The following is a 15,099-nucleotide window of genomic DNA, read 5'->3' on the forward strand; positions in this document are numbered from 1 at the left end:
TTCACGTTGGCGTGAACATTGGCAGATGTGTGAACATTGCACAAGACACGACGATGAAGGAGCCGCTATGCAGCGTCCGGCCGAGCCTCGCCCGGTGCGGGTGATCACCGACGTCGAGACGATGCGGGTGCTGTCGGATCCGACCAGGGTCGCGATCCTGCGCCTGTTGATGAGTGGTGATCGGAGTGCGCCGCCGGTGCTGTCGGCCAAGGAGATCGCGGCAGCCCTCGGCGAACCGCAGACCAAGCTGTACCGCCATCTCAAGCAACTGGAGGCGGTCAGCCTGATCGCGGTGGCTGAGACGCGGCTTGTCTCCGGCATCCAGGAGCACCGCTATCGAACCGGTCAACTCGACTTCACCATCAGCCGCGACCTGGTCACCAACGAAGGGTCGGCCGAGTTCGCCGACACCCTCACCGCCCTCTTCAGTGAGTTCCGCACCGAATTGATCGCGAACCTCAGCAAGGGCCGGGTGCCGGTCGGCTCAGCGTCGGAGGATCCGCTTGGCCTCGTGGTGGGGCGCGGGATGGTGACCAGGGTGAACCCAGGCCGCGCCGCCGAGTTCCGGCGCCGCCTGGTCGCGCTGCAGGCCGAGTTCGATGCCCTCGAGGACGACGATCCGGACGGCATCCCGGTCCACCTTCTGGTCGGCTGGTACGCCGTTACCGAGCCTGAGTGACGGCCTCCTCCAAGGCGAGGAGTGGATCAGGTGACGCGAGTGCGGCTGGGGTCCAGACCTCGTCGATCAGGCGATAGGCGTGCCAGTTGCCGTGGTGATCCAGCCGCAGTTGGGCGTCGGGTCGCACGGTCAGCCGGTTGCCGGTGATCCCGATGGTGTCGATCTCCTCCGCGAGGAGATCCATCCGTGCCCTGGCCAGCTCCGCGGGCGTCGGTTCCCAGGGGCGCTCGAGTACGTCGAGTCCGGCGACACCGCCGTACCGCCAGGCGTGAACGCCGAGGCCGAGCTCGGTCGGTCGCGCGGTCGCTTCGGCAAGGCCGGCGAGCAGTTCGGGGAAGTCGGCAGCCAGCCGTACGGCGTCCTGCCATTCGTCCAGCGGTTGTGGTTCCGGCGTTCCGTTGAGGAGGGCGATGAGCAGTGCACGCGCTCGCCGGGAGGCGTCGAGGACGAGGATCGGCAGTACGCCGGGAGCCAGCGGCGGCGGTGGCTCGATCCCGCTGACCGCCAACTCCTCCAGCGATACCTTCCGTGGTACGTCGGGCAACTCCGGCAATGAACCTCGGGGTGAGCTGACCTGAACCTCAGGTCGAGCCTCAACCTCGGCAGCCGGACCGGCGGAGCGGGCGACGAGTTGGTCGAGCAGTACGTCGCGGGAGCGGCCTCGCAGGTGGAGCAGGACGAAGGGATCGGAGTCGAGCAGCCAGGCGACTTGGTAGGACAGGCCGGCGGCGTGTTGGCACGGCAGTTCCCAGGCGTCGCATGTGCAGCTCGGGTCGAGATCGCCGATGCCGGGCAGCAGCGCGATGCCGGCGGACTCTGCGGCCTCGACCAGGTCGTGCGGCATCTCACCGTCAAGGAGAGCTGCAATGTGCCCGGCCCGCGACGCGACCTGGTCCAGGAACCGCTCCCACTCGGGCTCGGTCAGCTCGTCCACCCGGACGGCGACCTCGTAGGTGTCGTCGGGGGAGTAGACCGTCGCGCCGATCCGGCCCGGGCTGATCGTGATCGTCCCGACGTACCCGGAGTTCGCGTACCGGCGGCCCTTCTTCAGCTGCATGTTGTCCAGCGAGGTGTCCTCCAACGCCTGCACCCACGCGCGCGCCCACCACGACTGGCCGCGGGTGCTCCGCCGCTGCGCCGGGAAGGCCGGGTACCCCTGCGCGGCGCTCATCGCAGACCTCCCCGCAGCTCGACGAGGTCGGCGAGCTCGTCATTCGACAGCTCGGTGAGGGCCGCTTCGCCGCCGGCCAGTACGGCGTCGGCCAGCTCGCGTTTCGCGGCGAGCATGGCCGCGATCCGGTCCTCGATCGTGCCTTCGGCAATCAAGCGGTGGACCTGCACGGGCTTGGTCTGTCCGATCCGGTACGCGCGGTCGGTCGCCTGATCCTCGACCGCCGGATTCCACCAGCGGTCGTAGTGCACGACGTGGTCTGCCCGCGTCAGGTTGAGCCCGGTCCCGGCTGCCTTCAGTGACAGCAAGAAGACCGGTACGTCGCCTGCCTGGAACCGCTCGACCATCTCCTCGCGCCTCCGGACCGGGGTCCCACCGTGCAGCAGTTGGGTCGCGATGCCACGCGCCGCCAGATGACGCTCCAGCAGTCGCGCCATCGCGACGTACTGGGTGAAGACCAGGACCGCGCCGTCCTCGGCGACGATCGTCTCGAGCAGTTCGTCGAGGAGTTCGAGCTTGCCGGAGCGGCCGGTCAGTCGTGCGTCCTCGCCTTCCTTCAGGTACTGCGCGGGGTGGTTGCAGATCTGCTTGAGGCCGGTCAGCAGCTTCACGATCGCGCCGCGGCGGGCCATTCGATCGCTGGCGGTGACCGCTGCCATCAGTTCGCGCACGGTCGCTTCGTAGAGGCTGGCCTGTTCCCGGGTGAGCGAGACGGCCTGATCCGTCTCGGTCTTCGGGGGCAGCTCGGGTGCGATCCCTGGGTCGGACTTCTTCCGCCGGAGCAGGAACGGCCGGACCAGTTTCGCGAGCCGCTCCGCGACCTCTTCGTCTTTGTCGGCCTCGATCGGCGTTGCCCACTGGGTCCGGAACGTGCTGAGCCGCCCGAGCAACCCGGGTGTCGTCCAGTCGAGAATCGCCCAGAGCTCGGACAGGTTGTTCTCCACCGGTGTGCCGGTCAGCGCGACCCGCGCCTGGGAAGGCACGGTTCGCAGCGCCTTCGCCGTCCCGGATGAGGGGTTCTTCACGTGCTGCGCCTCGTCCGCGACCAGGAGACCCCAGCGATGGGCGCCCAGTCGGGCGGCGTCGCGCCGAAGTGTCCCGTACGTCGTGAGCACGAACCCCTCCTCGGCTCCTTCGAGTGATCGAGCCGAACCGTGGAAACGCCGCACTGGTGTGCCGGGGGCGAAGCGGTTGACCTCGCGCTCCCAGTTCCCGAGCAGGGAGGCCGGGCAGACAACCAGCGTCGGACCGGCAGTCCCGGCGGACTCCTGCCGATGCAGGTGCAGCGAGATCAGCGTGACCGTCTTGCCGAGACCCATGTCGTCGGCGAGGCAGCCACCGAGTCCGAGCGACGTCATCCGGGCCAGCCACCGCAGGCCGCGCAGTTGGTAGTCGCGCAGTGTCGCCTGCAGCCCGGCCGGTACGTCGATGAGCTCGTCCGCGTGCTCGGGATCGGCGATCCGGGTGCGCAGCTCGGACAGCCACTCGGTGGGCTCGACCTTGATCTGCTGACCGTCCACCTCGGTGGTGCCGGTCAGGGCAGCGCTCAAGGCGTCGATCGGCGTGACCGGTTTGAGGATGCGATCGCGGGCCTTGCGGGCCAGCTCGGGGTCGATCAGCATCCACTGGTCGCGCAGCCGGACCACCGGGCGGGTTGCCTCGGCGAGCTTGTCCAGCTCGTCTTCGGTCAGCGGGTCGTCGCCGAGCGCGACTTGCCAGCGGAAGTCGAGGGTGGCGTCGCCGCCGAAGAAGCTCGGCAGGTCGCTTGGCCGGCGCTGTGGTGCGGTGATCGCGGCTCGCGCCTTGAGGTCGCGACCGAGGCTGCGTGGCCAATGAAGCTCAACCCCAGCGGCGGCCAGCCGCTGGGCAGTGCCGGTCAGGAGGTCGCCGACCTCGTAGTCGGCCAGCTCGATCTGATCGGGTACGGCGGAATCCAGCAGCCGCGCCAACGGCGCCCAGACTCGCCCGGCCCGGCGGAGTGCGAGGGTCACGTCGATCCGGGCGCGTGGACCGAACCCGGGGACCACGGCGGCCCAGACGTCGTCCGCGTCGCGCACGAGCGTTGGGTCCTTGAGGCTGTGCAACTGGACGACGGCGTGAAATGCCTGCGATTCCGACATCTCGATCCGCAGTGAGACTCGGACCCCGCTGTCGAGCCCGACCGACACCTCGTCGGCCCAGCGCCGCAGTCCTTCGGCCCGCTGTGGAGCCTTGGCCGCGAACAGACCACTGCCCTGTGCCTTCGCGGCGGCGGGGGAGCGCGGCATCCCGTCGGCCACCGCATCCCAGAACGCCCGGACCAAGGCTTCGGCCTCGAGCTCGCCAGGGATCTCAAGAGCCGGCATCGCGGAGGCGAGCGCGACCAGCCGGGTGACGTCAGCCGACTCCAGTGGTCCCATCCGCCAGGCGTCGTACCCGTCGGGGGAGACCCCGGGCAACAACTTGCCCCGGGCAACCAATTGCAGCGCCGCGACCGCCGCGGAACCCCAGAACGCCGCCGACGGATGCGCGCCCGGCTCGCGCCGCATCCGTCCGAGCATCGGTACGGCGTCGGCCACGCGCACGCTGATCGCGCGCACTGAGCCCGTCTCCAGTTCGACCTGGACCTGCTCACCAAGACCGAGCGGGAGCGAGCCGCCGTCCGGATCCCAGAACAGGACCTTCCCCTCGCGCGGTGGATCCGATGGCACGAACCCGACCGCACACCCCGACAACTCAGACAACCGAACTCCCCAACAGTCCCGACCGATCAGTCCCCGTCACCACAGTTCGCTCAGGCCGTGACCACCTCGACCTCAGCCGGGTCGGCGAACTGTGTGCGGTAGAGCTCTTCGTAGCGACCCTCGGCCGCGAGCAGGGCGGTGTGCGTGCCCTGCTCGACGATGCGGCCGTCCTCGATCACGAGGATCTGGTCGGCGGCGCGGATGGTGGAGAGCCGGTGCGCGATGACAACCGCCGTACGGCCGGCAAGCGCTTCGGTGAGTGCAGCCTGCACGGCCGCCTCGTTGGTCGAGTCCAGCGCGGCGGTTGCTTCGTCGAGGATGACGACGCGCGGTTGAGCCAGCAGCAGGCGCGCGATCGTCAGTCGCTGCCGCTCACCACCGGACAGCCGGTAGCCACGCTCGCCGACGACCGTGTCGAGGTTATCCGGCAGCGACCGGATCAGGTCCTCGAGCCGGGCGCGGCGCAGTGAATCCCACAGCTCGTCTTCAGTCGCCTCGGGCCGGGCGAGCAGCAAGTTCTCCCGGATCGAGTCGTGGAACAGGTGGCCGTCCTGCGTGACCATGCCGAGCGTTTCCCGCAGCGATTCGGCCGATACATCCCGTACGTCGATGCCCGCGAGCTGCACCGAGCCCGAGTCGACGTCGTACAGCCGGGGGATGAGCTGGGCGATCGTGGACTTGCCGGCACCGGAGGAACCGACGAGCGCGACCATCTGTCCAGCCTCGGCCCGGAACGACATGTCGTGCAGGACCTCGACTCCGCCGCGCGTGTCGAGCTTCGCAACCTCCTCGAGCGAGGCCAGTGAGACTTTGTCGGCCGATGGGTAGGCGAAGCGGACGTTGGTGAACTCGACCGAGACCGGTCCGGCCGGCACGGTGCCCGCGTCGGGCTTGTCCTGGATGAGCGGCTTGAGGTCGAGGACCTCGAAGACCCGCTCGAAGCTGACCAGCGCGGTCATCACCTCGAGCCGCGCACTCGCCAGCGCAGTGAGCGGCGCGTAGAGACGCGTGAGCAGGAGCGCCATCGAGACGACGGCGCCGGCGTCGAGCTGGTCACGCAGGGCGTAGAACCCGCCGAGGCCGTAGACCACGGCAAGCGCCAGTGCCGACACCAGGGTCAGCGAGGTGACGAAGATCCATTGCACCATCGCCGTCCGGACACCGATGTCGCGCACCCGCCGGGCCCGCGTGGCGAACTCGGCCGACTCGCGCGCCGGGCGGCCGAAGAGCTTCACCAGCGTCGCGCCGGGCGCGGAGAACCGCTCGGTCATCTGCGTGCTCATCGTCGCGTTGTAGTTGGCGGCCTCGCGCTCGAGCGCGGCCAGCCGTCGCCCGACCCGCCGGGCCGGAATCACGAAGATCGGTAGGATCACCAGCGCGAGGAGCGTGATCTGCCAGGACACGCGCAGCATCACCACCAGCGTCAGGGCGAGCATCACGAGGTTGCTCACCACGCCGGACAACGTGTCGCTGAACGCGCGCTGCGCGCCGATCACGTCGTTGTTCAGCCGGGAGACCAGCGCGCCGGTGCGGGTGCGGGTGAAGAAGGCGATCGGCATCCGCTGGATGTGGTCGAAGACCGCGGTCCGCAGGTCGAGGATGAGCCCTTCCCCGATCCGGGCCGACAGCCACCGGGTGAGCATGCTGATGCCGGCCTCCGCGACCGCGATCACCGCGATCAGCACGGCCAGGCGCACGACGATCTCGACGGCCTTGTTGCCGACGATGGCGTCGACCACGCGGCCGGCCAGCACCGGCGTGGCCACGGCGAGCACGGCCGCGCCGATGCTGAGGATGAGGAACGAGATCAGCTGGCGTTTGTGCGGGCGCGCGAACGCGAGGATCCGGAGCAGGGTCGCCTTCGAGAACGGGCGTCTGTCGTCTGAGGCGTGCATCGCGTGGTACAGCGAGTTCCACGCGGTCATTTCCATACTCACAGCTGGCTCCACGGCGTCGGTCGATCGGGTGAGTCGATGATTCCCTACCTCACCGACAGTTTCCGACCGTAGAACCTCGACACAGCTTGAGGTCAATCCCCGATCGAACTGGGTACAGTGTACGAAGAATATCCGATCCGGCAGAATCGCGCACATGACGCAGGAGTACAGCGGTAGCGGGGACCCGGCGAAGAGCCTCGAGCTGCTCTGGCGCAAGCAGAAGCAGCCGACCCGGGGCCCGAAGCCGGCGCTGACCGTCGAAGGCATCGTCGAGGCGGCGCTCCGGATCGCCGACGCGGAGGGGATCGGCGCGATGTCGATGCGCCGGGTCGCCGACGAGGTCGGTGCCGGTGCGATGACGCTCTACCGCTACATCCCCGGAAAGGCCGAGCTTCTCGACGTCATGCTCGACACCGTGTACGGCGAGCTGCCGCGTCGCGTCGTACCGGGGGATTGGCGGGCGAAGCTGGATGAGGTGGCTCGGGAGAACCGGGAGCTCTACCTGCGACATGCCTGGATGCTGCAGGTGGCGGTGAGTCGCCCGCCGCTCGGTCCGCACGTGATGGCGAAGTACGAGTACGAGTTGGCCGCGATCGAAGGGATCGGGCTGACCGACGTCGAGATGGACGCCACGGTCGCCCTCGTCAACGGTTACGTGCACGGCGCCGTACGGGCGGCTGTGGAGGCGCGGCAGGTCATCCAGCATTCGGGGATGACCGACAAGGAGTGGTGGCTGGCCCATGTGCCGCATCTGGACCGGATCGCCGATGTCGAGAGCTTCCCTCTGTCGACCCGCGTCGGGAGTACCGTCGGCGAGGAGTTCGACGCGCCGTACGACTCCGATTACGCCTTCGAGTACGGACTGGCCAGGCTGCTCGACGGGATCGCGACTCTGGTGCGGGATCGCCGGTAAATACAGTTGTGAGTGAGTACTCACTCAGTTAGTCTCGACGCGTGACCCCACGAGCCACTCCCATGCCACCCGACGAACGGCGCGCAGCCATCGTCGCGGCCGCGTTGCCGTTGCTCGAGGAGTTCGGCGCGGATGTGAGCACCAAGCAGATCGCCGACGCGGCGGGAATCGCCGAGGGGACGATCTTCCGCGCCTTCGGCAGCAAGGACGCCCTCATCGACGCCGCGCTCGCGAAGGCCTTCGACCCCAGCTACCTGCTGACCGAGCTCACCGCCGTCGACAGCTCGCTGCCGCTGCGCGAGCGCATGGTGGCGATGGTCGACGTCAGCCAGCAGCGGCTGCGCGGGGTGTTCCGGCTGATGTTCGCGATGCGCGTCGCCCGGCCGCCGGAGCTGAAGTCCACAGCGCTGGACCAGGCCCGGCGCAAGCGTCAGGGCGACCTGGTGAACCTGGCGTACGCAGACCTGCTGCGCCCGGATGCCGACCAGCTGCGCTTCTCGCCCGAGGAGGTCGTGCACCGGCTGCGGATGATCACGTTCTCCGCGACCCACCCAATGATTTCCGATGGCCACGCACTGACTGCCGAGGAGATCGTCGACTTCGCCCTCGACGGTGTCCGCAGGAACGCAACAGGTCAGTCATCGGTCACCGAGGAGATCGCCGAATTCGCACTCGGCGGTCGCCAGTCACACCACCCAGGGGATGATTGATGTTAGTTCGACTCTTGCGTACGCACCTGCGTCCGTACGCGGGAAACCTGACCCTGGTGGTCGTCCTGCAGCTGGTCGGGACGATCGCCTCCCTCTACCTCCCCAGCCTCAACGCCGACATCATCGACAAGGGCGTCGTGACCGGGGACACCGGTTACATCCTGCAGACCGGCAGCTGGATGCTCGGCGTCAGCCTGGTGCAGATTCTCTGCACGGTCGTCGCGGTGTTCTTCGGGGCCAAGACCGCGGCGCTGTTCGGTCGCGACGTGCGCGCCGCGGTGTTCCACAAGGTCGGCGAGTTCTCCGCCCGTGAGGTGAACCAGTTCGGTGCCCCGACGCTGATCTCGCGCAGCACTAACGACGTCACCCAGGTGCAGATGCTGGTCGTCACCACCTGCACGATGCTGGTCGCCGCGCCGATCACGATGATCGGCGGCATCTTCATGGCCGTCCGTGAGGACGCCGGCCTGTCCTGGCTGGTCGCTGTCGCGGTCCCGCTGCTGGCAGTCTGTATCGGCCTGATCGCGAGCCGGATGGTGCCGCAGTTCCAGCGGATGCAGAAGTACGTCGACGGCGTGAACCGCGTGCTGCGTGAGCAGATCACCGGCATCCGGGTCGTCCGCGCGTTCGTCCGCGAACCGCACGAGACCGAACGCTTCGGTACGGCGAACGGTGACCTGACCGACTCCGCGATCCGGGCCGGCCGGCTGATGGCGCTGATCTTCCCTGTCGTGATGCTGATCCTGAACCTGTCCAGCGTCGCGGTGCTGTGGTTCGGCGCCTCCCGCGTGGAGAGCGGGGCGATGGAGGTCGGTGAACTGACCGCCTTCCTGAGCTACCTGATCCAGATCCTGTTCTCGGTGATGATGGCGACGTTCGTGATGATCATGGTGCCGCGCGCTACCGTCTGTGCGGACCGGATCACCGAGGTGCTCTACACCGACTCGTCGGTGGTGGTGCCGCTCAGCCCGATCACGGAGTTCACCGGTCAGGGGCAGCTGGTCTTCGAGAACGCGTCGTTCTCGTTCCCGGGTGCTGCTGAGCCGGTCTTGCGCGACGTCAGTTTCGTGGCGTCGCCAGGGCAGACGACCGCGATCATCGGGAGCACCGGCGCCGGTAAGACGACGCTGCTCTCGCTGGTCCCGCGCCTGATGGACGCCACCGAGGGACGCGTGCTGGTGGACGGGATCGATGTACGGGACATCGAGCCGGAGGCGCTCTGGGAGCGCATCGGGCTGGTGCCGCAGCGTCCGTACCTGTTCTCTGGGACGGTGGCGAGCAACCTGCGCTACGGCAATCCCGAGGCCACCGACGAGGAGCTCTGGACGGCGCTGGAGATTGCCCAGGGCAAGGACTTCGTCGAGTCGATGGCGCAGGGGCTGGAGTCGCCGATCGCGCAGGGCGGCACGAACGTGTCCGGCGGTCAGCGGCAACGGCTGGCGATCGCTCGGGCGCTGGTCCGCAAACCGGAGATCTACCTGTTCGACGACTCGTTCTCGGCGCTCGACCTGGCCACGGACGCCCGCCTGCGGGCGGCGCTGCGGCCGGTGACGCGCGAGGCGTGTGTGGTGATCGTTGCCCAGCGGGTGTCCACGATCGTGGATGCCGACCAGATCATCGTGATCGAGGACGGCGCGATCGTCGGCCAGGGCCGGCACGACGAGTTGCTCGACACCTGTCCGACGTACGTCGAGATCGTCGAGTCCCAGCGTTCTGCGGAGGAGGCAGCATGAGTGAGGAAAACGCTGTCCCCGAGGGGGAGCCGAAGACGGTCAAGGCCACGGAGCGGCCGACCACGGGCCGGGCGTTCGGGCCTCCGGGAGGGATCCCGGGGGACAAGTCGATGAACTTCGGTCCGTCGGCCAAGCGGCTGCTCAAGCGGCTGCGCCCGCAGCGGGTGCAGGTGTCGGTCGTCGTCGTACTGGCGATCTGCAGTGTCGGCCTGTCGGTGCTGGGCCCGAAGATCCTCGGCCGGGTCACCGACATCATCTTCGCCGGCTTCATCGGCAAGAAGTTCCCGAACACCATGACCAAGCAGCAGATCATCGAGCAGACCCGCGCCTCGGGCAACGGCCGGCTCGCCGACCTGTTGCAGGGGATCGACCTGGTCCCCGGCGCCGGTATCGATTTCGATGCCTTGCGCAACGTTCTGATGCTGGTGCTGGCCCTGTACGTCGGCTCTTTCTTCCTGTCCTGGATGCAGGGCTACATCCTGAACGGCGTCGTCCAGCGGACTGTGTTCAGCCTGCGGTCCGAGGTCGAGGACAAGCTGAACCGGCTGCCGCTGAGCTACTTCGACGGTGCGCCGCGCGGTGAACTGCTGAGCCGGGTCACCAACGACATCGACAACATCTCGACCAGCCTGCAGCAGACGCTGAGCCAGTTGCTCACCTCGCTGCTCACGGTGATCGGCGTACTGACGATGATGTTCGTGGTCTCGCCGTTGCTGGCGCTGATCGCACTGGTGTCGATCCCGATCTCGATGATCGTGACGGCCTTGATCGCCAAGCGGTCGCAGGCCAGGTTCGTCGCCCAGTGGCGGCACACCGGCGCGCTGAACGGCCAGATCGAGGAGGCGTTCACCGGGCACGAGCTGGTGAAGGTGTTCGGCCGGCAGAAGGAGATCGAGGCGTCGTTCGCGAAGAAGAACGAGGAGCTATACCAGGCCGCGTTCGGGGCCCAGTTCATCTCGGGCCTGATCATGCCGCTGATGATGTTCGTCGGGAACCTGAACTACGTGGTGATCGCGGTCGTCGGTGGTCTGCGGGTCGCCTCCGGTCAGTTGTCGCTGGGTGACGTGCAGGCGTTCATCCAGTACTCGCGCCAGTTCACCCAGCCGCTCACCCAGGTCGCCTCGATGGCGAACCTGCTGCAGTCGGGTGTCGCGTCGGCCGAGCGGGTCTTCGAGGTCCTCGACGCCGAGGAGCAGGTGCCGGACGACGCCACCCCGGAGACCGTCACGCAGGCCCGGGGCCGGGTCGAGTTCGAGCACGTGTCGTTCTCGTACAACCCGGACAAGCCGCTGATCACCGACCTGAGCCTGGTCGCCGAACCCGGGATGACGGTCGCGATCGTCGGCCCGACCGGCGCCGGCAAGACCACCCTGGTCAACCTGATCATGCGGTTCTACGAGCTCAACGGCGGCCGGATCACGCTCGACGGTATCGACATCACCGAGCTGACCCGCCACGACCTGCGCTCGCGGATCGGGATGGTCCTGCAGGACACCTGGCTGTTCGGCGGCACCATCCGCGACAACATCCTCTACGGCAACCTGAACGCTACCGAGGAAGACATGCTGGCCGCGGCCAAGGCGACGTACGTGGACCGCTTCGTGCACAGCCTGCCCGACGGCTACGACACGGTCATCGACGAGGAAGGCAGCAACGTCAGCGCCGGTGAGAAGCAGCTCCTCACCATCGCCCGCGCGTTCCTGGCCGACCCGCAGTTGCTGATCCTCGACGAAGCGACCAGCTCGGTCGACACCCGCACCGAGGTCCTGGTCCAGCGCGCCATGGCCGCACTCCGGTCCGATCGCACCAGCTTCGTCATCGCCCACCGGCTCTCCACCATCCGGGATGCGAACCTGATCCTGGTGATGGAGAACGGCGCCATCGTCGAACAGGGCAACCACCGAGAGCTGCTCGCCCTCGACGGTGCCTACGCCAACCTCTACAACGCCCAGTTCAGCGGCGCGGTAGCGGACATCGACGCCGAAGCTGTAGCCGTCGGCCCCGGAGGAGCACCGGTCCTCCGCAGCTGACCTGTAGATAACTGGCCCGCAGTTGTTGGGGGTGTGGACAGGAAATGGGTGCCTTGAACAAGGCATAACTTGTTCAAGGCCCCCGCAGCCAGTGCACACCCCCGGGATCTGCCCCGGGGATTCCCGCTGGAGTCCCGACGGGTCGAGATCTCGATGTCGGTCAGCGTCGACTACCAGGCGGTCATGGCTTGGCTTGATGCGGCGCTGGCGTGATGGGTCAGCCATTCCCGGAACGCGGCGGGGGCCGAGTACATGGGCATGTGGTCGGCGTGGGGGAGCACCGACAGCGTCGTGTCGGGCGCTTCGGCGGCTAGGCGTTGGGCCCAGAGCTGGGTGCCTTGGAAGTCGTGTCTGCCGACGAGGACGTGCACCGGTACGGCGAGTTCGGCGAACCGGGTCTTGATCGGCGGGTCGAGTTCTTGGCCGTGGGCCTCGGGCATGGTCAGCACGCGGGCGTTGGCGACGGCGAGCCCGGTCAGGAGCCGGCGGTCGGCCTCGGCGACCTGTGGGCACCAGCCGTCGATGTCGTGAGCTGCCGCCGCCGGGATGCCTTCGGTCTCGAGGAGGTCCGCGATCTCGGCGAAATGCGCGCGCATCACGACGCGAGCGCCTCCTCGACCGGCGACGGATCGGGGAACTCGCCGAAGGACGGGGCCAGCGCGCAGACCTTGGAGACCCGCTTGGGATGGCGGTGCGCGAAAGCCAGTGCCCGGCGGCCGCCGTCCGATGAACCGACCAGGACCGCCCGGGAGATACCGGCCGCGTCCAGTACGGCGAGCAGGTCCGCGATCTCGTCGTACGGGCTGAACGACGGGGACGACAGACCGTTGTCGCGATAGTCCCAGGTGGTGACGCGGGCGAACTTCGCGAGCCAGGCGACGGTCGGACCCCACATCCGGGTGTCGGCCAGGCCGCCGTTCAGGAGGACGACGTCGAGACCGCCGTCGCCGTGCTGTTCGTAGTAGAGGTACCCGTCAGGGACGTCGACATAGTGTCCGCGCATGCCCCGGAGTTTCTCGCTCGCCGGGGCATGCGCACATCGGGAAGATTCCCTAGATGCCGCGGGACAGGCGCCGTACGGCGAGTTCGGCCAGGAGGGCGGCGGCGTCGGGGAGGACGGAGTCGTCGAAGTCGGCCAAGGGGGAGTGGTTGTCGGCGGCCTTGTCGGGGTCGGCGGCACGGCAGGCGCTGAGGTTGAGGTAGACGCCCGGGACCTCGTTCAGGACGTAGGACATGTCCTCGGAGCCGCAGCGCGGGTTGGCGCGCTCGCGGAAGCGATCGGCACCGAAGAGATCGACGATGGTGTCGCGGGCGAAGGCGAACTCGTCAGGGTTGTTGACGGTGACCGGGTAGCCGATGCGGTACGCGACCTCGGCGACCAGACCGTGGGCGGCCGCCATCGCCTCGACCAGCTGCGTTGACGCCTGCTGGACCTTGGCCCGGGTCTCCTCGGAGAACGTCCGGACAGTCGCGTCGAAGAACGCGTCGTCCGGGATGATGTTCTCCTTGGTGCCACCGGCGATCCGGCCGACGGTCAGCACGACCGGGTCGAACACGTCGAACTGCCGCGTGATCATCGTCTGCAAAGCGGTCACCATCTCGCAGGCGACCGGGATCGGGTCCTTGCCACGGAACGGTGTCGACCCGTGCGTGCCGGCGCCGACGACGCGCACCGAGAGCTGATCGGCCGCGGCCATGAAGGGACCGGGCCGGCTGCTCCACATCCCCAGCGGCTGGACGGCGGAGCCGACGTGCAGACCGTAGGCGGCGTCCGCCCGGCGGCCCGCGGCTTCGAGCACGCCCTCGCGGATCATGATCGGCGCGCCGCCGGTGGTCTCCTCGCCGGGCTGGAACATGAAGACCACGTCACCGGTCAACGTGGCCTGCAGCGCGGACAGGATCTTGGCCGCACCGACCAGGCCGGCCACATGCAGGTCGTGGCCGCAGGCATGCATCATGCCGGGATGCTGCGACACGTACGGTACGTCGACGCGCTCGGTCACCGGCAGCGCGTCCATGTCGCCGCGCAGCAGAACGACCGGACCAGGCCCGCCGCCACCACGCAGTACGGCGGTCACAGAGGACAGCTCCTTGCCCAGCGTGATCTCCAGCGGCAGACCGGCGAGCGCGTCGAGGATCAGGCGCTGGGACTTGGGCAGCTCCAGGTCGTACTCGGGGACCTGGTGCAGGGCGCGCCGGAGCGCGATGATCTCGTCGCCGAAACCGCGGGCGAGATCCTGCGTGGCCGTCATGACCGCGGTCCGAGGTTGAGGGCGTTCATGACCCGCTGAGCGCTGCTGCCGAGCTCAAGCAGTTCGACCAGGTCGAGCCATTTCTCCGGGTCGTGCACCTGCTGCGGCATCTGGAAGTTGGCGATCGTGACCGGCGCGTCCTTGGCGACCGCGACCACCTTCGGCGCGACGTCCAGATAGTCGGCCGCGTCGAGGATCTTCCGTTTCACCCCGGCGGCCATCGGCGTACTGGGATCGGCGGCAGCCGCGCGGATGCTGTCCAGATCGCCGTACGACGTAATCAGTGAGGCGGCGGTCTTCTCGCCGACCCCCTTGACGCCGGGCAGGCCGTCGGAGGCGTCACCGCGCAGGGTAGCGAAGTCGGCGTACCGGTTCGCGGGGATCTCATACTTCGCGAGCAGCGCCTTCTCGTCGTACACGTCCGCACGGCCGACGCCCTTGGCCGCGGTGTAGATGATGCGGATGCGGCGGCTGTCGTCGATCAGCTGGAACAGGTCCCGGTCACCGGTGACGACGTCGACCGGCATGGTCGCCTGGTGCGACAGCGTGCCGATCACATCGTCGGCCTCGTGATCGGCCGCACCCACGATCGCGATGCCGAGCGCGTCCAGGCAGGCGCGGATGTACGGCACCTGCACCTCGAGCCGGTCCGGCACGTCCTCGACCTGGTCGCCCTTCGGCGACACGTACTCGACCCGCTGCGCCTTGTACGACGGGATCAGCGCGACCCGCCAGGACGGCCGCCAGTTGTCGTCCCAGCACGCGACCAGATGGGTCGGCCGGTGGTTCTCGACCAGGCGGGCGATGAAGTCGAGCAGCCCGCGGATCGCGTTCGTCGGCGTACCGTCGGCGGCCTTCATCGTGTCCGGTACGCCGAAGAACGCCCGGAAGTACAACGACGCGGTGTCGAGCAGCATCAGCCGCTGTCCGGTCCCAAGATCCATCTCAGCC

The 15,099-nt window shown here is 68.2% G+C and carries 12 protein-coding genes; 5 read left to right on the plus strand and 7 right to left on the minus strand.

The genetic code is table 11. The features are described from left to right. The first annotated feature begins 67 nt into the window (after positions 1-67). A complete protein-coding gene (locus ACFVWG_RS36110) occupies positions 68-679 on the plus strand; it encodes an ArsR/SmtB family transcription factor (RefSeq protein WP_391547978.1) in 612 nt (203 codons plus the stop codon). Here the strand turns inward: ACFVWG_RS36110 and ACFVWG_RS36115 are convergent. From ACFVWG_RS36115 to ACFVWG_RS36125, 3 genes are read right to left on the minus strand one after another with little or no spacing between them, the layout of a single operon-like run. After that, positions 663-1,850 carry a hypothetical protein gene (locus ACFVWG_RS36115; RefSeq protein WP_391547979.1) on the minus strand — a complete coding sequence of 396 codons (1,188 nt, stop codon included), beginning with the start codon at positions 1,848-1,850 and terminating at the stop codon, positions 663-665. The genes ACFVWG_RS36110 and ACFVWG_RS36115 overlap by 17 nt on opposite strands. Further along, complete coding sequence (locus ACFVWG_RS36120) at positions 1,847-4,573, minus strand: DEAD/DEAH box helicase (protein WP_391547980.1); 2,727 nt, start codon at positions 4,571-4,573, stop codon at positions 1,847-1,849. The genes ACFVWG_RS36115 and ACFVWG_RS36120 overlap by 4 nt, the downstream gene beginning before the upstream one ends. A gap of 50 nt (positions 4,574-4,623) precedes the next feature. After that, a complete protein-coding gene (locus tag ACFVWG_RS36125; RefSeq protein WP_391548035.1) occupies positions 4,624-6,498 on the minus strand; it encodes an ABC transporter ATP-binding protein in 1,875 nt (624 codons plus the stop codon). Between the two features lie 166 nt (positions 6,499-6,664). On the opposite strand from ACFVWG_RS36125, the gene ACFVWG_RS36130 reads away from it, so the two are divergent. From ACFVWG_RS36130 to ACFVWG_RS36145, 4 genes are read left to right on the plus strand one after another with little or no spacing between them, the layout of a single operon-like run. Beyond that, positions 6,665-7,423, plus strand: coding sequence for a TetR/AcrR family transcriptional regulator (locus ACFVWG_RS36130; RefSeq protein WP_391547981.1), 759 nt, complete (start codon positions 6,665-6,667; stop codon positions 7,421-7,423). A gap of 41 nt (positions 7,424-7,464) precedes the next feature. Then, a complete protein-coding gene (locus ACFVWG_RS36135) occupies positions 7,465-8,133 on the plus strand; it encodes a TetR/AcrR family transcriptional regulator (RefSeq protein ID WP_391547982.1) in 669 nt (222 codons plus the stop codon). Further along, positions 8,133-9,866: an ABC transporter ATP-binding protein gene (locus ACFVWG_RS36140; protein ID WP_391547983.1), complete on the plus strand. Its 1,734-nt coding sequence runs from the start codon at positions 8,133-8,135 to the stop codon at positions 9,864-9,866. Before ACFVWG_RS36135 ends, ACFVWG_RS36140 begins: the two co-directional genes overlap by 1 nt. Beyond that, positions 9,863-11,896 carry an ABC transporter ATP-binding protein gene (locus ACFVWG_RS36145; RefSeq protein ID WP_391547984.1) on the plus strand — a complete coding sequence of 678 codons (2,034 nt, stop codon included), beginning with the start codon at positions 9,863-9,865 and terminating at the stop codon, positions 11,894-11,896. The genes ACFVWG_RS36140 and ACFVWG_RS36145 overlap by 4 nt, the downstream gene beginning before the upstream one ends. 170 nt (positions 11,897-12,066) lie before the next feature. Here ACFVWG_RS36145 and ACFVWG_RS36150 read toward each other — a convergent pair whose 3' ends face one another. From ACFVWG_RS36150 to ACFVWG_RS36165, 4 genes are read right to left on the minus strand one after another with little or no spacing between them, the layout of a single operon-like run. Continuing rightward, positions 12,067-12,492, minus strand: a complete 426-nt coding sequence (locus ACFVWG_RS36150; RefSeq protein WP_391547985.1) for an alpha/beta fold hydrolase — start codon at positions 12,490-12,492, stop codon at positions 12,067-12,069. Beyond that, on the minus strand, positions 12,492-12,899 hold the full coding sequence (locus ACFVWG_RS36155) for an alpha/beta fold hydrolase (RefSeq protein ID WP_391547986.1): 408 nt from the start codon (positions 12,897-12,899) through the stop codon (positions 12,492-12,494). Before ACFVWG_RS36155 ends, ACFVWG_RS36150 begins: the two co-directional genes overlap by 1 nt. Before the next feature lie 49 nt (positions 12,900-12,948). Beyond that, entirely contained in the window at positions 12,949-14,148 is a 1,200-nt protein-coding gene (locus tag ACFVWG_RS36160) for a M20 family metallopeptidase (protein WP_391547987.1), read from the minus strand. Further along, positions 14,145-15,065, minus strand: coding sequence for a 5'-3' exonuclease H3TH domain-containing protein (locus tag ACFVWG_RS36165; RefSeq protein WP_391548036.1), 921 nt, complete (start codon positions 15,063-15,065; stop codon positions 14,145-14,147). Before ACFVWG_RS36165 ends, ACFVWG_RS36160 begins: the two co-directional genes overlap by 4 nt. Positions 15,066-15,099 lie beyond the last annotated feature (34 nt).

The sequence above is a fragment of the Kribbella sp. NPDC058245 genome, from assembly GCF_042882005.1.
Lineage (GTDB): Bacteria > Actinomycetota > Actinomycetes > Propionibacteriales > Kribbellaceae > Kribbella.

Excerpts from the sequence above, each read along its gene's own strand:
- ACFVWG_RS36140 (WP_391547983.1), top strand. The coding sequence starts at position 8,133 with ATGTTAGTTCGACTCTTGCGTACGCACCTGCGTCCGTACGCGGGAAAC.
- ACFVWG_RS36165 (WP_391548036.1), bottom strand. The coding sequence starts at position 15,065 with ATGCTGCTCGACACCGCGTCGTTGTACTTCCGGGCGTTCTTCGGCGTA.
- ACFVWG_RS36150 (WP_391547985.1), bottom strand. The coding sequence starts at position 12,492 with ATGCGCGCGCATTTCGCCGAGATCGCGGACCTCCTCGAGACCGAAGGC.
- ACFVWG_RS36130 (WP_391547981.1), top strand. The coding sequence starts at position 6,665 with ATGACGCAGGAGTACAGCGGTAGCGGGGACCCGGCGAAGAGCCTCGAG.
- ACFVWG_RS36110 (WP_391547978.1), top strand. The coding sequence starts at position 68 with ATGCAGCGTCCGGCCGAGCCTCGCCCGGTGCGGGTGATCACCGACGTC.
- ACFVWG_RS36125 (WP_391548035.1), bottom strand. The coding sequence starts at position 6,498 with ATGACCGCGTGGAACTCGCTGTACCACGCGATGCACGCCTCAGACGAC.
- ACFVWG_RS36155 (WP_391547986.1), bottom strand. The coding sequence starts at position 12,899 with ATGCGCGGACACTATGTCGACGTCCCTGACGGGTACCTCTACTACGAA.
- ACFVWG_RS36115 (WP_391547979.1), bottom strand. The coding sequence starts at position 1,850 with ATGAGCGCCGCGCAGGGGTACCCGGCCTTCCCGGCGCAGCGGCGGAGC.
- ACFVWG_RS36145 (WP_391547984.1), top strand. The coding sequence starts at position 9,863 with ATGAGTGAGGAAAACGCTGTCCCCGAGGGGGAGCCGAAGACGGTCAAG.
- ACFVWG_RS36160 (WP_391547987.1), bottom strand. The coding sequence starts at position 14,148 with ATGACGGCCACGCAGGATCTCGCCCGCGGTTTCGGCGACGAGATCATC.